Here is a 22,574-nt window from a genome sequence, read left to right as displayed (position 1 = left end):
ATGTTATGGTTTTATGGGATGAAGTAATTGTTTTTTTCTGCTGATGTAATAGATGGCGCTCATATTGAAACAGTGCAGCAATCCCAATGTGAGGATAATTAACCCCGAGCTGGCTGTTATTTCCGTTATCAGTTCCGTGATGTTATGGATGGTCTTCCAGAAAGAGATCATCACAGTGGCATAACCAATGTTGACCAGATAATACCCCGTAAGCAGAATGTTGTTAATGGCTTCGCATAAGGCCGTATCCTGTGGTATCAGGCCGTGGATGAATACCTTGCCGTTCCGGTAAAAACGAAGCCCAACATGTACAGTGATCAGGTAAGTGATGGCAAAGTAGATCAGATAGGCAAGGATGTTCATGGCTTGTAGGTTTGCTTTTCTGATGTCAAAACTATTTAAAGTTTCTGTATTTTCAAAAAATATTGAAAATTAGTTGAAGGAAAAAGCGGCAAGAAGACCATGGGATAGGGAAGGTGTTTTAGTGGAAATGCAATCTGGCGGCTTCGACAGAAGGCTTATCCGGCAGTTGACCTGCGGGCGTATTTATTTTTGTATTCCACCGGCGTCATACCAGTAATACGCCGGAAGACCTCCCGGAAGGTTTGCATGTCGGTGTAACCGGTATAGACCATTACTTCCTGGATAGACCTTCTTCCGATTTCAAGCTGGGTTTTGGCGCCTTCAATTCTGACGTGTTGTACATATTCCGCCACGGTGTGACGGGTGGCTTTTTTGAAGCGTCTTTCAAAGGTGCGGCGGCTCATATTGAATTGAACGGCCAGTTCATCGACGGTGAATTTTTCCCGGTAGTGTTTTTCTACATAGGCCTGCGACTCTCTGATCACATCATCGTCATGGTCCTTTAGTCCGTGGAAAACGATGAAAGGGGATTGTACATTCTTATCCAGGTCGACAGCGAAATACTTTGCGGTATAAATGGCTATTTCACGGCCGGCGTATTTTTCCACCAGGTGCAGCAGCAGGTTCCAGTAGGCATTGCCGCCACCGCTGGAGTACAGGCCTTGCTGGTCAGTAATCATCCGTTCATCTACCACTTCAATAGCGGGATAGTAGAACTTCAGTTCGTTGGCGCAATACCAGTGTGTGGTGCATTGCCTGCCTTTCAATAAACCGGAAAAAGCCAGCAGAAATACACCTGATCCCAGACTGGCCACTTCAGCGCCTTCTTTGTATTGCGAGGCAGCCCAGAGTATATATTCCCTGTTGAGCATAACAGCGGTATTCATATCTCCCGTAAGTGCCGGAATAATGATCAGGTCCGCATCGGTAACTGCATCCAGCAATACATCCGGGCGAACAGAGAAAGCGCCGCGTTCATATTGTACTTCAGCAGTCATGCCGGCCAACCGTACTTCAAAGATGGGAGGCTTCCCTTTCTCCACCAGAAACTCGTTGACCGTATCAAACAAATGCCGGCAATCAGCGATAGATGCCACCAGCGCATTGCGAATCGTAAGGATGTATATGTGGACCATGTGTCAAAGATAAGCACAACAAATGACGCAAATACCTACCTAAGGTTGTCGTATTCGCCCTTTAGATAGATGGGATTTGGTCTTTACCTTTGTGTCATCAAAAAATGATAATACTATGCAGGCTATGACCACCTACTTTAATTTCATGGGTAACACCGAAGAGGCCATGAATTTTTATAAGACGGTTTTTGGAGGTGAGATCACCTCACTGTCCCGTTTTAGTGATACGCCCGGCTCTGAGAAAATGCCGGCTAATGAACGCAGTAAAATCATGCATATGAGCCTGACGACTAAAAGCGGCGCAGTGCTGATGGGCACAGATTTCCTGGAATCCATGGAACAAAAACTGGTACTGGGAAATAATATACACCTGGTGATCAATACTGATTCAGAGCAGGAATTGGAGCAGTTGTTCGAGACCCTGTCCACCGACGGTAAAGTGGAAATGCCCGTCAACAAAACATTCTGGGGCGCTTATTTTGGCATGTGTGAAGACCGGTTCGGAATAAAATGGATGCTGAATTACAATTACCCGCAAAATAGCTAAGCGATGTCTTTTCAAGCGTACCTGGATAATATCCAGAAACAAACCGGCAAGTCTCCTGAAGATTTTCAGAAACTGGCAGAGAAAAAAGGGCTGGTGGAAAAAGGAACGTTGAAGCCGGGTGTGAAAGCCGGGCAGATCGTGGCATGGCTGAAAGAAGAATATGAACTGGGGCATGGGCATGCCATGTCCCTCTATGCTTATTTCACGGGCAAAAGAGAGTAGGGCGGCTTTATATAAGCCCCCATTCTCTGGCCCGGTTAAGCAGCGACACGGTATTGTTGACTTTCAGCTTTTGCATCAGGCTGCGGCGATGGCTGTCAACAGTGACGGCGCTGATGAAAATCTTTTCTCCGATCTGTGGGGAACTCAGTCCCTGAGCCAGCCATAGCAGCACCTCCTTTTCACGACGAGTAATGGGCGGCATTTCCGTCAGGGCATCTGCTGCCAATCCGGTCAGCACCTGCTGTACACCTTCCCCGAAGTAAATGCCCCCGGAAGCCACGATCTGAATGGCTTTCTCCAATTCTTCCATAGGCGCGCTTTTCAATACATAGCCAGAAGCACCGTTGTTGAACATGCGTAGTATCACACTCCTTTCGCTGTAATTGCTCAACCCCAGAATACGCAGGTCCGGCGCGGTTTTTCTGATACTGCTGCAAAGGTCCACACCGTTGCCGTCCGGCAGGTTCACATCCAGCAGCAGTATAGATGCCGGCGTACGCTGTATCATCGCCATCGTTTCTGCTGCATTGGCGGCGGTGCCGGCAATACGGAAATCATCTTTGGTCCGCAGAAAAGAGCGCAGCCCTTCTGTAATGAGCGGATGGTCGTCTGCAATCAGTATATCGATCATGGTCTGCATTCTATGTTGATCACTGCCCCGCCGTTTTTCCGGGAGATGATCTCTGTTTTACCATTTAAATAATCCACACGTGCCCGTACATTCGTGAGTCCGGCGCCGGTGTAGGCTGCCGCAGTATCGAAGCCTGCGCCGTTATCTTCTACTGTAATCAGTAACAACCCTTCTTCCAGTGTTGCCTGGACCAGCATTTCTGTGGCATAGGCATGCCGTACCACATTGGTGGCCAGTTCCTGAATAATCCGGTATATCATCAGCTGAATGGTATTATTGGAGAGCTGTTCCAGTCCATAGTGATGGAACCGGACCTGCAAACCGGACTGGCGGACGGTCTCGAAGAAATCTTTCAGCGCTTCTGTCAGGCCATACCGCAACAGGGTTTCCGGCATCATGTTCCTGGAAATCTGCCGCAGATCAGCAATGGCGGTTTCAAGTCTGCGAGCGGAAGTAGCTACTGCTTCTGTGGAGGGGCGGTCGGTGATCTGGTCCAGCTGGATCTTTAAAGCGGTGAGCGTGCCACCGAGGCCATCATGCAGATCACGCGCCAGCCGTAGTCTTTCCTGCTCTTGTCCTTCCAGCATAGAGGTATAGGACGTGAGGCGCTGTTGTTGCCGCACCTGCTCCAGTTCCTGCCGGATGATTTTTCTTTTGTTACGATAATAGAAAATGAAGAACAGGATACCCAGTAACACCAGGCCGGCGAGACTGCCAAGGAGTAGTTGCCGGTTGCGCGCCTGCTGCAACGTTTTTTCCTGCGCTTCACCGGTAGCTTGAAGGGCCAGTATTTTCTTTTCCTGTTCCAGGGTCCGATGCCGGATTTCCAGGTCATTGATACGCAGGTCCATCTCCTGCTGCCGCAGGCTGTCTCTGAGCGGTTGGTATTGTTTGTAAAGTGCCAGTGCCTGCAAAGGGTGCCCCAGCCTGTCTTCCAACTCGGCCATATCTTTCAGTCCACTGAGCCGGAAGTAGGGAAGTTTATCTTCTTCGCCCATATGCCGGAGCGTGGCAGCGGTCGTGAGTGCGGCTTTCCACAGGTGTTGCGCTTTCTGTTGTTGTAACATCGCGGTATAATAATTGAACAGGTTAGGCCGGTCACCGAATTTATCAATGACCGTGCGGGCCTGTGCCAGTAAAGTATCTGCGGTGCTGTAGTGTCCGGTGCGACTGGCATACATGGCGGCATAGATATAGTAGGTGCTCCATTGCCGCGATGCGGGAAGCTGATCGAGCAGTAACCGCGCTTTGTGTAAATATGCCGGCATGGCGGAGATACTGTCCATCTTATACAGCAGAGAGGTCATATCGATATAGGAGCCGGCTGTATTTTCCTTTGTGCCACTTTGTTCTGTCATGGCAATATTGCGCAACATGTAACGATACCCCTGATCGTAGCGGCCAATGTTGATCATTTTGGAAGATATGTTGTGCAGACATACCGCCAGTGCGGCAGTGTCGTGTAATGCTTCGAATTCGGGCACCAGTGAGGTAAGTAACGCCAGTTCCCGGTCTGCAAGCCCTTTTCTCCCGAGTGCGACTGACAGGTTACCGGTGGCTTTAGCGCGTGTTCTGCGTGCGATGGTACTGGTGTCGTTTTCCAGCAGTTGCCGGGCTTCTTCAAAATAATGAACGGCATCGTCCAGATGATTAGACCGCATCAGGATAGTGCCCTGCATAGCCGTGGCTTTAGACTGATACAGGCGGCTGTTGCTCCGGCGACTGATAGCCACTGCGTCCTGTGCATAATGTAGGGCACTATCCGGAGCGCCCGTCCGGGAGCTGATTTCCGCCAACTGAAGGAGTATGCTTGTGCGGCCGGTATCTGTGCTGCAGTGGTGAAGCAATTGCAGCAGGCTGTCAGGCGTCTGTCGGCTGTGGGCGGGCCTGGTTAACCATAAAAGCAATATGACCGGGGCTAAAAAGTTTTTCATGGTCGGAGAATTGAGGGCAATAATACAAATATAGCGGGGAGGGCGTATATGCAGGGCAGAAATTCCATAAAATCAGGGAGAGGAAAATCCGTACATCTGCGAATTGACTGGTGACAGCCGGAGGCAGATCTTTGTGATGCAGCTCCTTTTGGCTGTTAACCCTTCAATGCTACTAATATGAAAACGACCATGCTTTCATTGATGCACCTGTGTTTACTGGTTTTACTGATGGCCTGTTCCAAAGACAAAAATGGCGGGGGGACCGGAGGCGGGGCACAGGGTACGCTTTATTATGCTTCCTTTAAAGGGTTCATGAAACTTGACCTGCGCAGCGGTCAGCAACAGCAATTGATAGATATTGCCAGCATGTCACATCAGGAACGGTTCGATGTAAGTCGCGATGGTAGCGAAATTGTAGCCTATGAGGAGAGCCTGTCGTCTGATCAGGTGACTTTCACTATTTATACCACCGGCGGACAGGTGGCGGCTTCTTTTCAGGTGAGGCAGTATGTTAATGGTGTGCCGCGTATCTCTCCGGACAAAAGTAAAATAGCCGTTATCTGGCAGCCGGCCAGTACTTATCCCCGGAAATTTATGGCTGTGTTTACCCGCAGTGGCCAGCAGGTAGCAGGTTTTGAAGGAGTGTCAGATTATGCCTGGCTGCCAGACGGCCGTATGGTAATGACGGCGCCCGGAGGTTTTTATCTCAGCAATCCTCAGCTCACCAGTGCTTCGCGTATTGCCGATGTGAGCCGGTTCCCTGATGTGCCCGGACAACTGGATGTCAGCGCTGATGGCGCTTCCGTGCTCTTTACCAGCAATTACCATATATGGGTGATGAATCCCGATGGTACTGGTATGCGGCAGCTGACCAACAGCGACGTAAAGGAGTGGTACCCTGCCTGGTCTGCCGATGGAAAAAAGATATTCTTTACCCTGGACTGGAGTGGTAACTGTAAAGAGATACGGGTGATGGACCTGCCAGGACAGACAGTCACCATTGATCCGCATACAGACGCGGTGGCTCCCCGTATACTATCTGATGGCAATCGTATTTGCAGTGCCAGCCGGCCAATGGTGAGGTGATCATTTGTTTGGGAAAGAGGGAGGGCAGGCTGGTGCTATGAAGTTACCGGCCTGTCCGTATTTTTTCCAGGAGTTTGCTTAGTTGCGCCACTTCCTGATCGTTCAGCGCAGCGTATACCAGGTCCAGTTTATCGAGATTGCGGTCTACTTTTTTAACGCGCTCCAGTCCGGCTGAAGTGATGCTGACCGCCACCAGCCGTTTATCGGCAGGGTTGACGGTTTTGTGCACGTAACCTTTGAGTACGAGCCGGTCTACCAACCGGGATACACCCGCATTTTTTTCTTCCATCTGTTCCAGTATTTCAGAGGTGGAGAGGGGATGAGCAGCCATGTGGAGTATTTTTAGCACATTGTATTGCTGGGATGTCAGCTCAAAGTTGGCAAAAAAGAGCTGCGACTGGTCGTACGACCAGTTGAAGGTCCGGAGAAGATGGAGGCCCAGCTTTCTCCGGACAGGTATTTCCGCGTTTTTCATAGCCTAAAACTACAAAAAGTTGTTTACTGGCAAAGGTAACCGCCGTCAACCGGAAGGTAAGCACCTGTGCAGAAGCTGGCATCGTCGGAGGCCAGGAATAGGAATGCCTTTGCGATTTCTGTTGGTTTGCCGAGTCTTTTCATGGCATGTTTGGATTCCATGTAGGCGAGGCTTTCAGAGGAGGCGTTGTCCATCAGGAGCGGTGTTTCGATATAGCCCGGTCCGATGGTGTTGATGCGAATGTTGCTGGTGCCGTTCTCCAGTGCCGCTACTTTGGTCAAGCCCAGCAGTCCGTGTTTGGAAGAAGCATATGCCGCGATACCCATTTCACCCACCTGGCTCATGATGGAACCGATGTTGACGATAGCGCCGCCGGTAGCTTGTTGGCGCATCTGGGCAATTTCGTATTTCATGCCGTAGAAAACGCCGTTAAGGTTTACGCTGGTTACTTTCAGCCATTCTTCGATACTTTTTTCATGGATGGGAGAGGCGTCTACGATGCCGGCGTTGTTGAGTGCCACATCGAGGCGGCCGAATTTCTCCACCGTGGCGGCCACTGCTCCTTCCATGTCTTCCGGTTTGGAGACGTCGCACTGAACGAAGGCAGCTGTTGTGCCTTCCTGCTGTATTTCGTCCAGTGTTTGCTGGTTGAGCCGCAGGTCAGCAATCATCACATGGGCGCCTTCACGGGCCGCCAGTATGGCGGAAGCCTTACCAATACCGGAGTTGCCACCGGTGATCAGTACCACCTTATTTTCAAAACGTTTCATGTCGTTCAATTTTAATCAAATTTAATGATTAGTCATTAATGATTAGTCATTAAAATATTAAGGTTACATATTTTAACATTTGTGTGAAAGCATTATAAATGCCCCACAAGGCCATCACTCCGACAACCGTCTGGTCCGCTCAGGACGGTTTTACCGGTCAAATGATGGTTTTTACCGATTGTCGCATGTATTTCAGCCGGAATCTGTTTTCGATATCGTGTGTTGGTGCGTACCTTTGAGAGCCTGATAAAACAATGAAACCATGATCTACGAGTGATACCAAAGCCAACGGAAGGAGATGAACCGTGTCATCTTTTCCGCGTTAGTAAAAGTAGCTGCAGGAATACCGGCAGGAGAAATATGTATCGTCATTGCCGCGCCTGCGGTAACTTTGGAATAAGAGAATGTATATCGTCTTTTTTCCGGCCTGCAACGTATTTTTGTTCCCCTTTTTAATCAATTCTGTTTATTTGCAATTCACTACTATGCATACCACTTCCAAAAAAGCTGCCATCAGCTTTATTTTTATCACGTTGTTGATTGATGTGATGGGTTGGGGGCTGATCATACCGGTAATGGCTGATCTGATTGCCCAACTGAAACACATTCCGGTCAACGAAGCCAGCACCTATGGCGCCCTGTTATTATCTGTTTTTGCCATCACACAGTTTTTATTTGCACCGGTAGTGGGCAACCTGAGCGACCGCTATGGGCGTCGTCCGGTACTACTGCTGTCCTTGTTGGGTTTCGGTATTGACTACATTATCCTGGCCCTGGCGCCCCATTACTGGTGGCTGTTCATAGGCCGTGTGGTAGCCGGTATTACCGGCGCCAGCTTTACCACCGCTACGGCCTACATTGCAGACATCAGCACAGATGAAACTTCCAAAGCCAAAAACTTCGGACTTATCGGTGCTGCCTTCGGCCTGGGCTTTGTGCTGGGTCCTGCGCTGGGCGCCCTGCTGGCCACCTGGGGTATCCGTGCCCCGTTCTATGCGGCGGCCGTACTCTGTCTGCTCAACTGCCTCTACGGTTACTTCCTGCTCCCTGAATCACTGAGCAAAGAAAACCGCCGGCCGTTTGAGTGGAAACGGGCCAATCCATTCGGCTCCCTGAAGTTTTTGACCCGTCACCCTGAAATCGGCGGACTGGCATTCAGCTTCTTCCTGATTTACCTGGGCAGCCAGGCTGTACAGGGCAACTGGAATTTCTTCACCATCTACCGCTTTAACTGGAGCGAGAAAATGGTGGGCATCTCCCTCGCTGTGGTAGGCGTGCTGGTAGGTGCTGTACAGGCTGGACTCACAAGGGTCATCAACCCGAAAATCGGGAATGAAAAAAGCATCTACCTCGGCCTCTCCTTATACGCCCTCGGCCTGCTGCTTTTTGCTTTCGCCACACAAGGATGGATGATGTTCGCCTTCCTGATCCCTTACTGCCTCGGTGGTATCTGCGGCCCGTCACTCCAGTCGGTGATTTCCGGCCATGTACCGCCTAATCAGCAGGGAGAACTGCAAGGCGCGTTGACGAGCCTCATGAGCCTCACCACCGTGGTAGGCCCGCTGATCATGAACAGCACCTTCGCTTATTTCACCTCCGCCAAAGCACCATTTTATTTCCCCGGCATGCACTTCCTGATCGGAGCAGTATGTATGATGCTGAGTGTGATCATCACTTATAAAGTGCTGACCCGCGAAAAAAGAGAGAACCCCGAACTGGCCGGTGTCATCAAAGGTTCTGCTCCAATCGGGGAAACACCCATGCATTGATATATCATTATTCGTTTGATAGGCCGTTTCCTCACAGGGAAACGGCTTTTTATTTTTGAGAAAAGCAGCAGCACTCTTGAAACCTTAAAAGTTGTTGTACTTTCGTAGGTAGAAAGATTTATATATAATGAAACCGTTGTTACAGAACCACCCTCGTGAGTTGGATTTCCCTGTCAGGGCCAAATGGAGAAACTTTGAAAAATACAAACACCAGCAGCCAGTCCTCTATGCCTTTGCTGTCCTGCTTTTTAGCTTTGCCGGCGTCGATCTGTTTTTCATGATTATACTGGTACAGAAGCTGATCAAAGACCCCGCACCGCTTACCGGTGCACAGTGGATCGGGGTAACCTCTTTTATAACATTGGTAGGGCTCTTCCTTTTTGTAGGGTGGCATCTATGCAAACTGCCGGTGCGGGAACAGCAACGCTACAACCTGGCCAGCGGTGCTACCTGGCTGAGCGAAGATAAAAGACAGGCTTTGCGGCTGGAACTGGTAGATATCTACAAAGGTGGTTACTGGAGCGAAACATTGGAATATTATCCGCTGGCGGTTTTACAGGGACCAGGAAAATACCATACGTTCCGGCCGGCTGACGCCAACCTCTATAAAAAAGACCTCGACCAAAGCTGGGGCATCCTCACTACGGAAAACTACCGGAAGGTGGCTAATCAGCTGCTGACTACCGGATATCATGCGGAAGCGTTCACCATGACGATGTCGCTGCGGAATAACGATAATGAGGTGAGCAACCGGCTGGCGGCGCTGACCAATCTGCCGGAATCATATATCCTGTCCTGCCTCGAACACAGGGCTAACGGCCGTCCGCCTAAACTGATCTGGGGATACGAATGCTGGCGGCTCATTGCCATTTCCCGGGATGCTTATATGGCTGGGCATATAACCGCTGAGGAAGCCTGGAAAAACATATTGCAGGCGGCTGACTATATATATGAGTTATTCGACAATTTTGAAGATTTCAATAATAACTACCGCCTCGGAAACGCTTTCTGGAGCAATAGTTACGAAGTATCCAACGAAAGAACGGTGGCCTATGACAACTACCGGGATAATTGTGACTGGCCCATGAAACAATTGCCATGGCCCGCTCCCAAAGGCGTAACACTACCTCCGGCCATGGCTACCGGCTATGCTACTGAATTAGCCATTGCTAAAAGTATGCAGCAACAACCAGGAGGACTGAATTGATTTTTTGATTTACGGATTTTTGAATTTAGAAAGAAGCTTGACATTCTTCAAATCAAAAAATCCGTAAATCAAAAAATTCCAAAATGTATTTACGGCCATTGGTTTAATACCCGTTCCCGTCCGGTGAACAGTTGCCGGACAAACAGGAGTAACTGTTCACCTGCAAAAGTGAGTGTTGACTCATGGGAACCGTATATCAACCAGTTGTAGTTTTCATCACAGTAAACAGTTGCGTAACAGTTTGTATCCAGTTCGCTGCAGGTAATTTCGGCATCTGTATGGTCTGCTGTAATTTCGAACAGATGCGGCATGGCGTGTTGGCAGATGTAGCCAGTGACAGCGCTGCGGTCTGCCGGCGTCAGCGCTGACTGGGCAACAAATAACGTATTAGACGGAATGTTGCCCGCCAGCGGCGCCCAGTGGCTGCTATCGTAGTGCCAGCGTTCCAGCAGTTGCTGCCGGACAATACTGCTTTCTTCTTCGTTTAGCCGCCTGCGATAGGGCAGCGGCGCCACCTGCGCCAGAGTCTTTGGCGTCATGCTTTGCAGGTACTGCACAAAATGCTCCCGTTCTTCCTGCCTGGCCGCTATGGCGATTGGGTGATCGCTTTCCGTGAACAATGACCGGGCGGTAAGGCCTATATGGAACAGTGTTTCGCGGCAGGCTTCCAGCGAAGGGAATGTTTTGCCTACCAGTTTTTCCACCTCGTCTAATATGGCCGCCAGTACATGATAGCGGGAGAGAAAATCGTAATCCTGATCACTTAAGGAATAAACGGGATCGTTGGTGCCGGTGCGTTCCTTTGAATAACGCCTGGTCCATCGTGTATGATGTTCCTTACAATAGCGGCGTGCCGCTGTAATGAATGCTTCTGTCAACGTCATATTGCAAATTAAGGAATTACCCGCTCGTGAAGAAAGTTGATGGTGGTCAGGTGTCCGCAATTTTAGCGGTCAGGAATTGCTGTTCCTGCTGTGCGGTAGTTAACTGACGGGCCTGCTCAAAAGAGGCCACTGCTTTGTCTTTCTCGTTCATTCGTTTGTATATCTCACCCAGCACGGCATGGTAAAGATAATAACGGTTCAGCTGGCGATGGCTTTGCACTACCTCCAGGGACTGCAAGGCAGCCGGTGCACCTGCATATTCCAGCAACGCAACGCTGCGGTTGAGCAGTATCACCGGGTCTTTGGTCAGTTGCAACAGCGCATCGTAGTAGGCGAGGATCATTTTCCAGTTGGTAGCTGCATAACCGGGCGCGATACAATGTTCGTAGGCGATGGCTGCCTCCAGGTGAAAAGGGGATAGGGCGGTGCCGCTGGCGGCTTTGTTGAGCCATTCGTTACCCGAAGCGATCAGTGCTTTGTCCCACTGCCGGCGGTCCTGCTGTGACAACGGGATAATGGTGCCGTCGGACTGAAGCCTGCTGTGGATGCGGGCTGCATGGAAACAGAACAATGCCATGAGTGCGCTGGTACGTGGCTGCCTTGTATGCTCATGGTCCAGCAGTGACTGGCACAGGTATATGGCCTGCGCGATGATGTCTTCCCGTACAAGCTGTTCATGTTGAGTGGCGCTGTACCCTTCATTGAAGAGCAGATAGAGGCTGTTGAGCACAGCGTCCAATCTGCCGGACAGCTGTGCCGGTGGCGGAATCACCGGCCTGATATCATTCGTGCGGAAAAATTCTTTGGTACGGTAAAGTCGCTTGGAAATAGTGTCTTCTGAGGTCAGAAAAGCCCGGGCCACTTCGCGGGTACTGAAACCGCAAAGTGATTTCAGGATAAAGGTGACCTGGTTCTCCGGAGAGATATCAGGGTGACAGCAGGCGAACATCATACCCAGAAAGTCGTCCCGGATGGCCTGGTCCTGCCAGTACTGATCGAAGGTGGAAGCCAGCGTATATTCGGTGGAGGGAGACAGCTGCTCCGGACTGGAAAAATCAATGTTGTACTGATGTTTTTTCCTGCGGATGATATCAATCGCCTTGTTTCTTGCCACGCGGAAAAGCCACGCCTCGGGGTTGTCGGGGATACCATTGAGTTTCCAGGTCTCGAGACCGCTGAGCAGCGCGTCCTGTACCACATCTTCCACCAGGGTGTAGTTTTCAGCGCCGAATATTTTTACCAGCACAGCCACCATCTTTCCGGACGCCTGTCTGAAAAGATGGTTGACTGCCTGATGAATGTTGGGCGATGTTGTCATGACAGATGAAGCTGTCTGATGGCGCGAATTTCAAACGTGCTGCCGTAAGGAAGACTGGGACAACCTTTGACCAGTTCTGCAGCGGCAGCGGCATTGGAGGCCCGTAGCACGAGATATCCGGCGATCAGTTCCTTACCTTCTGCCAATGGCCTGTCTGTAACCGTCGTGCTGTTGAGTACGGTCAGGCCTTCAGATTCCAGGTTTTGGCCACCTACATAGTTTCCGGAAGCCATCAGCTCATGGAGCCAGTGTTGCCAGTTCTGCAGATGTTGCTGCATATCCTGCGCGGAGTCTGTGTTTGGCCGGCCGTCTCCCCGGATGATTACTAAAAATTCCTGCATGATGATTATACTTTTTCAGGTGTTTTCAACTGCGCCACAATGCTGCCTGGGTTGAACTCAATATGTTCGGCAGCGATTTTTCCGTCTTTTACCTCCAGCAGGTCTATCCATCGGAACACCACTTTGTTGCCGGTGGGGGGAATCCCTGCGAATTCTCCTTTATGGACGCCTTCCCAGCGGCCTTTGATCGTTACATAGTTGCTTTCTTCCAGCACCAGTTCCAGGAAATAATGTCCGTCGAAAGCGACAGACCGGCGCTCCATCATGGCGAGGTGGCCGGCGGTGTTCAGCGGTTGTTCCGTAGCCGGGTTGTAAAAGAGGTGATCATCTGCCAGGTGTTTGCGGATGGCATCAAAGTTATTGTTGTTGATGCTTTCAAAATACTTTTTTACGATGTCTTTGTTTGTCATAATACATGATTTTGTAACTATGACGTAACAGGTTACCCCGATTTGGACATCATCAGAAATTTTTTTTAAGCTTGTTGTAAAACGTTGATTTCCTTGATTTTTGCCTCCAGGTCCAGTTCCACATGAATGGTGGTGCCGGCTCCCGGCTGGCTGTCCAGTTCCATTTTGCCGTTGAGGTAGCGGGCACGGTTCTCCATGCTGGAGAGCCCGATACCAATACGCTGTGGCCTTTCAGGGTTGAAGCCTTTGCCATCATCTTCCACGGTGATAAAGCAGGTGTGGCCGTTCTGGCTGCACTGCACCATAATGTTTTTGGCTTCGGCATAACGCAGCGCGTTGGAGAGCGCTTCCTGTACAATACGGTAGATGGCCAGTTGGGCGGAAACGGGCATATCTTTCTGCATATCGAAGGCTTCAAAATGAATGACCGTGTGTGAAGTCTGCAGGGAGTCGCACAGTTCCTGCAGGGCTGTTTCCACGCCGAAGCGGGCGAGTGTTTCCGGCATCATATTATGGGCAATACGGCGCACTTCAGCGACTGCATTGTCTACCTGCGGGATGATTTTTTCTACTTCATCGGTGGCGGAGGATACGCCGCTCAACTTTATCCTGATGCCTGATAACAGGCCCCCCAGGCCGTCATGCAGTTCGCGGGCCACGCGGCGGCGTTCGCGCTCAGCACCTTCCAGCATGGCTTCCGTGGCCACCAGCTGTTGTTGCTGCTGCATTTCCTTCACCTGCTGGCGGTGGTTGACTTCTTCCTGTGCGGACAATTTTTTCTGGTTGCGGTAAAACAGCCAGGAGAACTCAGCGAGTATCAGCAGGGTGAAGGCAACGGCGCCCAGTAACCAGTTGAACAACCGTTGGCTCCTGGCTTTGGCGGCAGCTTCCTTTTTTTCTGATTCCAGTACGGCTATTTTCTTTTCATGTTCTGCATTGCGGTACCGGATTTCCAGTTCCTCCACCTGTCCGCGTACCGCCTGATTGTTAACACTGTCGTTCTGTTCATTATGGGCTACCATCATATCGTAGGCGCCTTTATAATCTCCCAGGTTGGCCATGGTTTCGGCCATTTCCTTTTTTAGCGTAAGCTGGTTTTTCTCGTGCCCGGTAAATGTCTTGTCATCAGACAGGGTTACCAGTATGGCTTTGGCTTCCCTGTAGCGTTTCATATCTTTCAGGAGGGAGTATTTTTGATAGAGGAGGGCGCTGTAGCGATGGCCCTGGTTAAGATGCTGTGCTGCTTTCATACCGGCGTCTATGGCCGGCAGGGCTGCCTCATATTGTTTCATCCCGCCGTAGTACTGTGCGTACGTCGTGTAGTAGAGGGAGGTATAGGACCTTTCCTCTTTAGACTCGGGCATAGCGGATACTGTATCGAGACTTTGTTTTGCCTTCGGCAGATCTTTTTTATAGATATAGCAGCTGGCCATCCGGAGATAGTTCCAGATGATAAAGTCATCTTTCAATCCTTCTTCTTTGTACTGGTTGATCGCTTTCTGCTGATACTGGATCGCTTTGTCGTATTCGCGTTCGTTCATGAAAGCTACGCCTACGGCGGAATAATATTGGGACAACAACCCGTTTTCCTGCGATTTTTCGCCATAGGGGATGCAGCGTTCCAGTATGATGCGAAGAAATTCTTTATCGTGTCCCCTGCGTTGTTCTATAAAGGCATAGTTGTACCAGAGACGTGCCCGCTGCCCGTAAGCGGCGGGGGTATTCAGTTTTTCAAAGATGTGCTCCGCATCCATCAGCCGCTGTTGTCCTTTGTCGAAATCATCCACAAATACGCTGGCGTTGGCACGTACGGAGGCGAGCAGGCCTTCGTAATAGGGCTTGCCATGGGCCATTGGAGCTACCTTGTCCAGTATCGCCATGGCTTTGACGGTATCGGTATACACCCAATAGCTGGATATTTGTACCGCGGCCCTTAGCTTTTCACTGTCCGTGTGCGCTTTTTTAAAAACGCTTTCAAGGCTGTCGAGATACTTTGTATCGGTCGGACTTTGTGCTTTCAGCACGGTGGTGAAAAAGATACAGCAAAGAATCAGGATGGTTCGCATGGGAATGGTTCATTCAGGGTATAAAAATAGGCAAAAAGCGATTTGTCTGGCCAGTTGAGCGGTTAAAGCAGCCATAAACCGGCAGATTTACTATCTTGTAAACAAATGAACAACCCGAAAAGAATATGACGATCAGCAAAATTTGCGCAGGACTGGCCCTGGTACTGCAACTGGCAGTGGCCGGGCATGCAGCGGCACAAACTACACCCTCCGTACAGGACGTGACCACCGGCCTGTTGACCTGGGTCAAACATTTAAATAATGACGTTGATAAATATTATAAGCCTGAGAAAGGAGAAGACCTGAGCCTGCATCTGAAAGGGCTGAAGGAGGATTTGCAGGTATATATGAAAACCCGAAAAAAACTATCTGATAGTTTGTTTCGCAATAATATCGCACCGGGGAAAAAAGACCCGGACCGGCTGGAAGACCTGAAGACCAAAATGAGCGCTGTCATGAATCACATGCGTGATGTGAACGATCTGGCGAGTAATGATATACGCAAGGAGGGAGACAAGCTGAATGAGGAAATGTATGAAGCATTATTTGGGCAGCAACCCCGTTATCTTTCTTTCCTGGAAGCCTTTCTCGATGGCGCAGATGTCACTAAAAAAGACCTGGCTGTAGATGGCAGCGTTCATACGCAGCGGTTGGAAGAATGCACTGCGCTGATTGCTTCCCTCCAGGAAAAAATTGATCGAAAAACGAAAAAATAAGGCACGGATACAAGCCAGGCAAGCCTGCGGTCAGATACAACGTTTTGTTAATATTTGCCTGATGTTTGCTTATGTTTTGATCCTGTCTTAGATTGAGGCGGAAATGAGCACTTTTTACCCGGTTAAATGGCTGATATTATTCCCGTTGTTGTTCTTGCTGCACGTGACAGCGAGTGCGCAGTTACGTGTGAGTGGAACGATATACGACCGCTCCGGCCGTTTCGGCATGCCGGGCGTAAGTGTGATGAGCACTTCCGGCGCCGGTACTGTTACTGACTCAATGGGGCGTTACACGATCCACCTCACGCTGGCAGATTCCCTCAGCTTTTCCTACCAGGGAAAAGCTACCATGAAGTTCCCTGTTAATGAGATTCATCCCAACCGCCCGTTTGATATGAAGCTGCATGTGGACATTACCACATTGCCTACCGTTGTGGTTTCCACGAACCGGTTAAAGGATTATTCCGCAGACTCCGCCGCATTCCGGGACGAATACCGGAAAGTATTCGATTATGCGCCGTCATTACTTGGCGGTACCAGCGGCCCGGGAGGTGTGGGCATCAACCTGGATATGATCTTCAATGCTAAAAAAATAAAACGCATGGAGGCATTCAGGGAATTGTTGGTACGTGATGAACAGGAAAAATATGTCGATCATCGTTTTAATAAAGCACTGGTGAAAAAGATCACCGGTCTTGAATCACCAGCGCTGGAAGAGTTTATGAAACAGTATCGCCCAACCTATGTGATGTTTAGCTATTTCCGAAACGACTATGAGTATTTCCTGTACATCCGCGACAACGGACGGTACTTTGCCAAAGTATGGGCGCTGGAACATCCTGCTGTAAAAGATCCTGCCGGATTACAGATTGTACCGGGGCACTAGTTAACCTGCCTTCCGGATATCATCGATATTCATCGACCCCCTGAAATTATTGGGAACGCCTATGATAATGTCCTTCACATCAAAGTAAGGAGCGGCGAACGTATGGGATTCCCGGAGATACCCTATCAGGTAACCGAAATGCTCAAGATTGGTGGTCTCGATGATCATAAAATCAGAAACCTGTGCATGGGTAAAGTCACAGTCAAACAGCCGGACGCTGCATTGATCGGAAAATTTGTCAAGGATAGGCCTTACTTCTGTTTCCACGAAGTGATCGCGTTCGGGCCGGGATTTTGTGAGCCATTGTGCAGTGGCTTTCGCTGTAAGAATAATTGTGTAATTCATGATGTAAAATTGAAACACAAAACTATTCCCGGCTTTCCTGAAACCTGTTGACATAGGTAAAGAAATCAGCTTGCCGATAATTTACGGCGGATGCGGCTCAACTGCGTGGGGGAGATGCCCAGCCAGGAGGCGATATGATATTGAGGAATCTGTTGTTCCGCTTCCGGGAAGGCTTTGCGGAAATTGAGGTAGCGGTGGGTAGCGTCAAACAAAGCCAGTTCTATTTCCCTTTGTTCTTTCTGGACGAAGACCGACTCCGCCCATTTACGGGAAAAACGTTCCAGGTCGGGGCAGGTATCGTATAGCCGGGTGAACTGTTTGTAGTCTGCCACCCATATGCGGGCATCGGTTAGTGCCTGCTGGGAGAACAGGGCAGGCCGGCCGCTGATGAGGGAGGCATAGTCCCCGATGAAGGACGGCGCGGAAAACAGGACTTTGTTATATTCCTCGCCATTGTCTTTCCTGTAAAAACCACGTACAATGCCGCTTTCCAGAAAGGCCATGGTCCTGGCGATTTCACCTTCCCGTATGAAGAAGCTGTTTTTATCCAGCGTAGCGGGAGAGAACAGGGGTACTACCTGTTGCCAGGTTGTTTCCCTTAATGAATGGTATTGCTCAAAGAAAGAACGGAACATTTGCATAGTATGTCTTCTATAATGAAGAAGACGAATGAAGTTTCCGTTTATTGTTTTAAAGAAATTTCCTATATTTGCGGCCGCTGCTGACATCACTGCAAGGGGCAGATGTTCCTACCCAAGCCCCACGAACTAATCTTTTTTACCCAAATTAAAGAACATGCGATCTATTGCATTCTATTGTGATGCACCTGGTGTTGAAGATAACGCTATGGAACAGTTGCAGCAGTATTCCCAGAAACCGTTTTTAGACAGCATCTGCGCGTTTACAGATATCCATTATTGCGCCGAGAAAGCCCTGCCTGTGGGCGTGGCTTTTAAAACCACTGATTATTTTTACCCGTTGATCACCGGTAAAGATATTGGCTGCGGCGTGATGTATCTTAAAATCGATAAACAATACTGGCTGCGGCCATTCGACAAAAACGCCCACTACCGCGCTTTTGCGCAGGCGCACACCCAAATGACCGATGACGGTCTGGGTGGCGGCAACCATTTCCTTTCTATTGAGGAGGATAACGAGGCCGTCTATATTATTTGCCATACCGGCACGCGGGACAGAGGTATTGCGCTGTATCAGCATTGTATACAGCTGACCCGTGATTTCTCGCAGGAATACGGCCGGGACGTGGACTATGTGCATCGAGACTTTGTACAACCGGACTTTGTCCGGTATTACCAGGACATCCTGCAATTCGGTTATGAGCGGCGGAAAAATTTCTGTATCAAGACACTGATCTTTTTACAGAACGCCAATTACCTGGTCTGCAACAAAGCAGCTATTGACAGGAACTACCTGCAGTTCAACTATCGGGACCACAGCGAAGCAGGGGTGTTACATGGAACGCCTTATATACTGGAAGATTCCATTCACAACCACCTGCGTTTCTCCGGTGAAGAAATTATCCACCGGAAAGGCAGTACAGAACTGCAGCAGGGCAAAACTGTGGTGATTCCGCTGTCTATGTCCAGAGGCAGTCTGCTGGCTAAAGCCGGCTATCTGCCTGGCGCGGCCGAGGCGCTTTATTCCTGCTCTCATGGGGCAGGCAGACGGCTCTCTCGCTTTGAAGCGATGAAATACTGGAAGACCGTGCTCAAGGAAAAACAGCGCAAGGCCTATAAGGAGCAGTTCAGCGAACTGTTGGACAGGTCCGGCAATTTCCCCTCCGGGTATATCCAGGAGTTTGATTTTGCTTACAAAGATGCGTCTGATGTTTTCAGGCTCCAGCCTTATCTGCAAAAAGTAACGCAGACAACACCGGTGGTGACGGTTAAATACACCGAAATTTAATAGTCCCCGGGCGAGAGCCCGGGGTTGTAGTTTTTAATATGATGACGAACGCAGAAAAATTCCGGCAGTTGGTGGAAGCACAGGACCAGCGCCCGCTGTCTGAGAAGATCATGATACTGGAAAGAGTGCTTTATCTATTTACGATTGCCGGCCGTGCCATCTGGTCGGACGACAGCCTGTCTGATCATCAGATAGCCATGGCACTCAAATGGCTAAACGAAATGTCGCACCGGACATTTGATATATTGCACGCCCTGCGGCGTGGGGAGGATAATGACAGTATGCACCGGTTCTACGCCTATATGCGTCAATACGCGGACGAGTGCCGTGATTTGGGCGGGCATTTAGGTGCGTCATTTCATGCAGCCATGCGTTATTTTTCGGACGACTGAAAGGGTGATCACCCCCCGGCTTCCAATAGACATCTGTTTTAAATAAAAATACCGATTGGTACAATGTATTCTGGCTTAGTTTTTAATAAATAAGCAGGAACGATGCGGGAGCATATTTATCCAGCTCAAAGACGAATGATCCGTTCTTTACCGCAATAGGCGCTCCTTTTTTATTTCCGCGTAAATCCAGCGGCAACACAGCTTTTACCCTTTTGTTGTTGTTAAATGTCACGGTGCATTTTCCTGACGTGCCGGTTTGTTCCCATAAGCGCAAAATAGTGCCTTCTCCATCCGGGTTTTCACCGAACGCCGTGATTAATACGCCTGGCCTGGAAATGACAATTCCCTGCTGTGTGGACGGCAATTTTCCCGGGGAGCCTTCTGCTGTTCCTGTTAATAATGGGAGACGGGTTTCCCATGAATGTTGGACCAGGTTGGCCACTGTAGAGGAGCCTTTGTCCAACGGCCATATACGTACGCTTTCAGTCCAGGAGCCTTCCTGCCACAACGGGAAATTAGTGTTCCACATGTTGTTATAGAGATTGACAAAAACGGTAGGTACTTTTGGAACGTAGTCCATGGAATATTGCCACAGGCCGGGTTGGCCCGGGCTGATCAATGGTGCATCCGCAGAGGACAATGCCATTCCGGATTTATCGGGCTGGGTGACCGCTACGCCGGAGTTGATGGCCATCAGGTAACGGTTGGTACCCGGTACGATATCTTTTTCCGGGTTGACAGGGCCTCCCAGGCGGCCAATCGTAAAGGCAGGCTGCTTCACGTTGAACGGGAAACAGAGCCATCCACCTTCAGGCTGTTTGTCCGGTGTTTTGCCGGTAACGGACCATGTTACATCCACATAGGCTGCCTGGCGGGGGAAGGTAAATGTCAGCGTGTAATGTTGGGCATGGCCTTCCGGGTCTGTTGCTGTCAGCGTGGCAATATCTGCGACGTTGGTATGGGCAACATCAATTTTCCATTCCCTGGGTGTGAAGGCCTGATAAGGCGCTTTTTCGGCATCGATCATTCCGGGTTTGCCAAGATCGTTTAATCCCCAGCCATCTTTTATGCGGCTGTAGGCGTTAAACCATTTGTCCACCTCATGGGTGCTGAACCGTTCATGTAAAAACTGACCTATCACATAGGCAGCGGTGGTGTCTGCCAGTTGACGGCCGGTTGATTTTTCGATCAATGATGAGATGCCGCCTCTTGCCAGGTCGAAAGTTACGTGGAAGTAGGGGGTGCTGAACACCTTTTGTTCATCATGGGTGGGGCTTTGGTTCTCTAATTCGTTGGGAGAGAGGGATACATAGCCGGATGGCGGGATGTCTTTTATAAAACAGTAACTTCCCTTCTTCCAGGGGTTTTCAATCATGCCAGACCTTTTCCACGGCAGTGGATTATATATCACCACGCGTGGGCCGTTTTTATTTACAGCCGAGGCGAGCAGATGAAGATGTTGATGGAGTTCGTTGCTGACGATATCATTTGTATTCAGAATATACTGACGTTTTTCATCGTAGGAGTGCAGCCATTTTCTTTTGCTGCCCGTAGCCGTTTTGTGTGCGTCGCTGTTTTTCAGCAGTGCATAGTTGCCGTTTGCAGGCATGGGTTCTGCTGCTGCTTCGCTCATCCATTTTTTCCAGTCGTCGCCATAGCTATAGCGGGGGCCGTATTCCGCGTTCATGCCCCAGGTATGTTCGCCGTACAGGAGGCTTTGTTCGTATGCCTTTGCCAGTTTGTCTGAAACCGATGCAGTAGGTATTCCCCAACATGTCATTTGTGTATGCAGCGCATCCAGTGCAGATTCTAGCGGACGGATATTTCTGGCAATTTTGGTTTCCTGTGGATTGGATTGTATGCCGTGTATCCAGGTATCCGGACAGTCGCCCTTGACTGTTGGCAGGTCCGGATGTTCAGCGAGAACAGCTTTGGCGAAATCGTCCAGCGTGCCAAAATGTATCCTGACACCGGGCATTTCCTTTGCCGCATAGGCGAGGAGTTTGTCAATTTCCTGCGAAGAAGGCGGGCCGTGATTATCACCTGTCATTTGCATGGCCAGGTAATTTTTACAGGGCCAGTTTTCGGTGGGCCTGATGTCGGATCCATAAAGGGCTGTGTAGTTACAGAGCACCTTTGAGCCATCGGGGCCTTCCCACCAGAACAGCTCCGGAAACCGGGGGTATTGACTGGCAGGGTTACAGCCCAACTGAAGGAATTTGATCCCAGCATGATGCAGTAATGTGGGCATTACCCAGGAATGCGCCGGAACGTCCGTCATCTTTGCGCTGATGGTCATGGGTAGCCCGTATTTCCGCGTGACCGCCGACGAATAGCCGAGGCCCCGCACCAAATCCTCATAGTCCAGCGACTCTGTGTGGGTGGTAAAGGGAAGTCCATGTACTGCTAAGGCACCGGTTTTTATCGCCTGCTCTATTCTAGTTCTCCGTTCCGGAGTTTGCAGAGGCCCGAGTATTTGTGCCTGCAGGGGCCACCCCGAAACCGTCCAGGCAAAACGTTTTTCTTTTGGCAGCAGCGCGTTTTTTTCCATAACGGCCAATGCGTTGGTCATCATTTCCTCCCGGTACCGTTTGAACACATTTTCCGGCAGATCAGTAAAACCCAGATCGAAGTGGGTCTTAAACACCACCCATACATCTGTTACTTTGGGGTTGACGGGATTTGTTTTCCGCTGTTGCGCGTTGACTGTAGCTATTGATACGATCATCCATAGCAATAGGAATTTTGTGTTTTTCACGATACATAATTTTGGTACATGATGATCTGTTTCTGATAGGAAGGGTACGCCGATTTTGCAACACGTTGGTCCATTGTTCAGCTGTTTATATCCGGATCTTTAGTTTATAACGTGGCCAGTCAGAAAGTTCATCGTTTAAATGTATATACATATAAACATATTTGCAAGATTTTTTCTGGCGGAGTAACCGGGTTGGGATGTTTTAGGTATTTGTAATCCTTAATAGCATTGGTTTATGGCGCGAAATGGAAAGCCGGGTAAAACTATCCCGGGTTATTAAAATTATTCAAATATGTATGTACATATATACATATTTGAATGACCATTATCGTGAAAAACAATGAAATGCCGACCGTATAAAATAAAAAATACCGATTGGTATATAAATTCGT

General features: G+C 49.6%; 23 protein-coding genes. 9 read left to right on the top strand and 14 right to left on the bottom strand.

Annotated elements, in window-relative coordinates; translation table 11 throughout:
* Nucleotides 1–3: 3 nt before the first annotated feature.
* Both HHL17_RS21500 and HHL17_RS21495 read right to left on the bottom strand, forming a co-directional pair.
* Complete coding sequence (locus HHL17_RS21500; protein WP_169226846.1) at nt 4–363, bottom strand: hypothetical protein; 360 nt, start codon at nt 361–363, stop codon at nt 4–6.
* A 155-nt stretch (nt 364–518) separates the two neighbouring features.
* Nucleotides 519–1,499, bottom strand: a complete 981-nt coding sequence (locus HHL17_RS21495) for a GlxA family transcriptional regulator (RefSeq protein ID WP_169226845.1) — start codon at nt 1,497–1,499, stop codon at nt 519–521.
* 115 nt (nt 1,500–1,614) lie between these two features.
* On the opposite strand from HHL17_RS21495, the gene HHL17_RS21490 reads away from it, so the two are divergent.
* Nucleotides 1,615–2,046, top strand: coding sequence for a VOC family protein (locus tag HHL17_RS21490; RefSeq protein ID WP_169226844.1), 432 nt, complete (start codon nt 1,615–1,617; stop codon nt 2,044–2,046).
* Between the two features lie 3 nt (nt 2,047–2,049).
* Nucleotides 2,050–2,268, top strand: a complete 219-nt coding sequence (locus tag HHL17_RS21485; RefSeq protein WP_169226843.1) for a DUF4287 domain-containing protein — start codon at nt 2,050–2,052, stop codon at nt 2,266–2,268.
* Nucleotides 2,269–2,275: 7 nt separating this feature from the next.
* Here the strand turns inward: HHL17_RS21485 and HHL17_RS21480 are convergent, their stop codons facing one another.
* A complete protein-coding gene (locus HHL17_RS21480) occupies nt 2,276–2,899 on the bottom strand; it encodes a response regulator (RefSeq protein WP_169226842.1) in 624 nt (207 codons plus the stop codon).
* On the bottom strand, nt 2,896–4,833 hold the full coding sequence (locus HHL17_RS21475) for a sensor histidine kinase (protein WP_169226841.1): 1,938 nt from the start codon (nt 4,831–4,833) through the stop codon (nt 2,896–2,898). The genes HHL17_RS21480 and HHL17_RS21475 overlap by 4 nt, the downstream gene beginning before the upstream one ends.
* A gap of 177 nt (nt 4,834–5,010) precedes the next feature.
* Between HHL17_RS21475 and HHL17_RS21470 the strand changes: the two genes are divergently transcribed.
* Nucleotides 5,011–5,919, top strand: a complete 909-nt coding sequence (locus tag HHL17_RS21470; protein ID WP_169226840.1) for a TolB family protein — start codon at nt 5,011–5,013, stop codon at nt 5,917–5,919.
* A 43-nt stretch (nt 5,920–5,962) separates the two neighbouring features.
* Here HHL17_RS21470 and HHL17_RS21465 read toward each other — a convergent pair whose 3' ends face one another.
* Nucleotides 5,963–6,394, bottom strand: coding sequence for a MarR family winged helix-turn-helix transcriptional regulator (locus HHL17_RS21465; RefSeq protein WP_169226839.1), 432 nt, complete (start codon nt 6,392–6,394; stop codon nt 5,963–5,965).
* Between the two features lie 23 nt (nt 6,395–6,417).
* Nucleotides 6,418–7,164, bottom strand: a complete 747-nt coding sequence (locus tag HHL17_RS21460) for an SDR family NAD(P)-dependent oxidoreductase (protein WP_169226838.1) — start codon at nt 7,162–7,164, stop codon at nt 6,418–6,420.
* A gap of 470 nt (nt 7,165–7,634) precedes the next feature.
* Between HHL17_RS21460 and HHL17_RS21455 the strand changes: the two genes are divergently transcribed.
* Both HHL17_RS21455 and HHL17_RS21450 read left to right on the top strand, forming a co-directional pair.
* Complete coding sequence (locus tag HHL17_RS21455) at nt 7,635–8,933, top strand: TCR/Tet family MFS transporter (protein WP_240975929.1); 1,299 nt, start codon at nt 7,635–7,637, stop codon at nt 8,931–8,933.
* A 127-nt stretch (nt 8,934–9,060) separates the two neighbouring features.
* Nucleotides 9,061–10,140 (top strand): DUF1266 domain-containing protein, encoded by a 1,080-nt coding sequence (locus HHL17_RS21450; RefSeq protein ID WP_169226837.1) that lies wholly within the window; start codon nt 9,061–9,063, stop codon nt 10,138–10,140.
* Nucleotides 10,141–10,229: 89 nt separating this feature from the next.
* Here the strand turns inward: HHL17_RS21450 and HHL17_RS21445 are convergent, their stop codons facing one another.
* The 5 genes from HHL17_RS21445 to HHL17_RS21425 all read right to left on the bottom strand — a co-directional run bounded on the left by HHL17_RS21445 (nt 10,230) and on the right by HHL17_RS21425 (nt 15,159).
* Nucleotides 10,230–11,024 carry a hypothetical protein gene (locus tag HHL17_RS21445; RefSeq protein ID WP_169226836.1) on the bottom strand — a complete coding sequence of 265 codons (795 nt, stop codon included), beginning with the start codon at nt 11,022–11,024 and terminating at the stop codon, nt 10,230–10,232.
* Between the two features lie 46 nt (nt 11,025–11,070).
* Entirely contained in the window at nt 11,071–12,342 is a 1,272-nt protein-coding gene (locus HHL17_RS21440) for an RNA polymerase sigma factor (RefSeq protein WP_169226835.1), read from the bottom strand.
* Nucleotides 12,339–12,683, bottom strand: coding sequence for a YciI family protein (locus tag HHL17_RS21435; RefSeq protein ID WP_169226834.1), 345 nt, complete (start codon nt 12,681–12,683; stop codon nt 12,339–12,341). The genes HHL17_RS21440 and HHL17_RS21435 overlap by 4 nt, the downstream gene beginning before the upstream one ends.
* 5 nt (nt 12,684–12,688) lie before the next feature.
* Nucleotides 12,689–13,093 carry an ester cyclase gene (locus tag HHL17_RS21430; RefSeq protein WP_169226833.1) on the bottom strand — a complete coding sequence of 135 codons (405 nt, stop codon included), beginning with the start codon at nt 13,091–13,093 and terminating at the stop codon, nt 12,689–12,691.
* 65 nt (nt 13,094–13,158) lie between these two features.
* The gene (locus HHL17_RS21425; protein WP_169226832.1) at nt 13,159–15,159 is read right to left on the bottom strand and encodes a tetratricopeptide repeat-containing sensor histidine kinase; all 2,001 of its coding nucleotides are present in this window, start codon (nt 15,157–15,159) and stop codon (nt 13,159–13,161) included.
* 125 nt (nt 15,160–15,284) lie between these two features.
* Here HHL17_RS21425 and HHL17_RS21420 point away from each other — a divergent pair, with 125 nt between their 5' ends.
* Together HHL17_RS21420 and HHL17_RS21415 are read left to right on the top strand one after the other, a co-directional pair.
* On the top strand, nt 15,285–15,875 hold the full coding sequence (locus HHL17_RS21420; protein WP_169226831.1) for a hypothetical protein: 591 nt from the start codon (nt 15,285–15,287) through the stop codon (nt 15,873–15,875).
* A gap of 103 nt (nt 15,876–15,978) precedes the next feature.
* A complete protein-coding gene (locus HHL17_RS21415; RefSeq protein ID WP_169226830.1) occupies nt 15,979–16,761 on the top strand; it encodes a peptidase associated/transthyretin-like domain-containing protein in 783 nt (260 codons plus the stop codon).
* Here the strand turns inward: HHL17_RS21415 and HHL17_RS21410 are convergent, their stop codons facing one another.
* Complete coding sequence (locus HHL17_RS21410) at nt 16,762–17,106, bottom strand: darcynin family protein (RefSeq protein ID WP_169226829.1); 345 nt, start codon at nt 17,104–17,106, stop codon at nt 16,762–16,764.
* Nucleotides 17,107–17,171: 65 nt separating this feature from the next.
* Nucleotides 17,172–17,747: a Crp/Fnr family transcriptional regulator gene (locus HHL17_RS21405; protein WP_169226828.1), complete on the bottom strand. Its 576-nt coding sequence runs from the start codon at nt 17,745–17,747 to the stop codon at nt 17,172–17,174.
* A gap of 154 nt (nt 17,748–17,901) precedes the next feature.
* Between HHL17_RS21405 and HHL17_RS21400 the strand changes: the two genes are divergently transcribed.
* Both HHL17_RS21400 and HHL17_RS21395 read left to right on the top strand, forming a co-directional pair.
* Complete coding sequence (locus HHL17_RS21400) at nt 17,902–19,032, top strand: RtcB family protein (protein WP_169226827.1); 1,131 nt, start codon at nt 17,902–17,904, stop codon at nt 19,030–19,032.
* Between the two features lie 38 nt (nt 19,033–19,070).
* Complete coding sequence (locus HHL17_RS21395; protein WP_169226826.1) at nt 19,071–19,424, top strand: hypothetical protein; 354 nt, start codon at nt 19,071–19,073, stop codon at nt 19,422–19,424.
* 82 nt (nt 19,425–19,506) lie between these two features.
* On the opposite strand, the gene HHL17_RS21390 is transcribed toward HHL17_RS21395, so the two are convergent.
* The gene (locus tag HHL17_RS21390) at nt 19,507–22,182 is read right to left on the bottom strand and encodes a DUF5054 domain-containing protein (protein WP_169226825.1); all 2,676 of its coding nucleotides are present in this window, start codon (nt 22,180–22,182) and stop codon (nt 19,507–19,509) included.
* Between the last annotated feature and the right edge of the window lie 392 nt (nt 22,183–22,574).

The sequence above is a fragment of the Chitinophaga fulva genome (assembly GCF_012927205.1).
GTDB classification, from domain to species: Bacteria; Bacteroidota; Bacteroidia; order Chitinophagales; family Chitinophagaceae; genus Chitinophaga; species Chitinophaga fulva.
The sequence above is the reverse complement of the archived record's forward strand: the minus strand, read 5'-3'. Positions and strand labels throughout refer to the sequence as shown.

Excerpts from the sequence above, each read along its gene's own strand:
- HHL17_RS21500 (WP_169226846.1), bottom strand. The coding sequence starts at position 363 with ATGAACATCCTTGCCTATCTGATCTACTTTGCCATCACTTACCTGATC.
- HHL17_RS21495 (WP_169226845.1), bottom strand. The coding sequence starts at position 1,499 with ATGGTCCACATATACATCCTTACGATTCGCAATGCGCTGGTGGCATCT.
- HHL17_RS21490 (WP_169226844.1), top strand. The coding sequence starts at position 1,615 with ATGCAGGCTATGACCACCTACTTTAATTTCATGGGTAACACCGAAGAG.
- HHL17_RS21485 (WP_169226843.1), top strand. The coding sequence starts at position 2,050 with ATGTCTTTTCAAGCGTACCTGGATAATATCCAGAAACAAACCGGCAAG.
- HHL17_RS21480 (WP_169226842.1), bottom strand. The coding sequence starts at position 2,899 with ATGATCGATATACTGATTGCAGACGACCATCCGCTCATTACAGAAGGG.
- HHL17_RS21475 (WP_169226841.1), bottom strand. The coding sequence starts at position 4,833 with ATGAAAAACTTTTTAGCCCCGGTCATATTGCTTTTATGGTTAACCAGG.
- HHL17_RS21470 (WP_169226840.1), top strand. The coding sequence starts at position 5,011 with ATGAAAACGACCATGCTTTCATTGATGCACCTGTGTTTACTGGTTTTA.
- HHL17_RS21465 (WP_169226839.1), bottom strand. The coding sequence starts at position 6,394 with ATGAAAAACGCGGAAATACCTGTCCGGAGAAAGCTGGGCCTCCATCTT.
- HHL17_RS21460 (WP_169226838.1), bottom strand. The coding sequence starts at position 7,164 with ATGAAACGTTTTGAAAATAAGGTGGTACTGATCACCGGTGGCAACTCC.
- HHL17_RS21450 (WP_169226837.1), top strand. The coding sequence starts at position 9,061 with ATGAAACCGTTGTTACAGAACCACCCTCGTGAGTTGGATTTCCCTGTC.
- HHL17_RS21445 (WP_169226836.1), bottom strand. The coding sequence starts at position 11,024 with ATGACGTTGACAGAAGCATTCATTACAGCGGCACGCCGCTATTGTAAG.
- HHL17_RS21440 (WP_169226835.1), bottom strand. The coding sequence starts at position 12,342 with ATGACAACATCGCCCAACATTCATCAGGCAGTCAACCATCTTTTCAGA.
- HHL17_RS21435 (WP_169226834.1), bottom strand. The coding sequence starts at position 12,683 with ATGCAGGAATTTTTAGTAATCATCCGGGGAGACGGCCGGCCAAACACA.
- HHL17_RS21430 (WP_169226833.1), bottom strand. The coding sequence starts at position 13,093 with ATGACAAACAAAGACATCGTAAAAAAGTATTTTGAAAGCATCAACAAC.
- HHL17_RS21425 (WP_169226832.1), bottom strand. The coding sequence starts at position 15,159 with ATGCGAACCATCCTGATTCTTTGCTGTATCTTTTTCACCACCGTGCTG.
- HHL17_RS21420 (WP_169226831.1), top strand. The coding sequence starts at position 15,285 with ATGACGATCAGCAAAATTTGCGCAGGACTGGCCCTGGTACTGCAACTG.
- HHL17_RS21415 (WP_169226830.1), top strand. The coding sequence starts at position 15,979 with ATGAGCACTTTTTACCCGGTTAAATGGCTGATATTATTCCCGTTGTTG.
- HHL17_RS21410 (WP_169226829.1), bottom strand. The coding sequence starts at position 17,106 with ATGAATTACACAATTATTCTTACAGCGAAAGCCACTGCACAATGGCTC.
- HHL17_RS21405 (WP_169226828.1), bottom strand. The coding sequence starts at position 17,747 with ATGCAAATGTTCCGTTCTTTCTTTGAGCAATACCATTCATTAAGGGAA.
- HHL17_RS21400 (WP_169226827.1), top strand. The coding sequence starts at position 17,902 with ATGCGATCTATTGCATTCTATTGTGATGCACCTGGTGTTGAAGATAAC.
- HHL17_RS21395 (WP_169226826.1), top strand. The coding sequence starts at position 19,071 with ATGATGACGAACGCAGAAAAATTCCGGCAGTTGGTGGAAGCACAGGAC.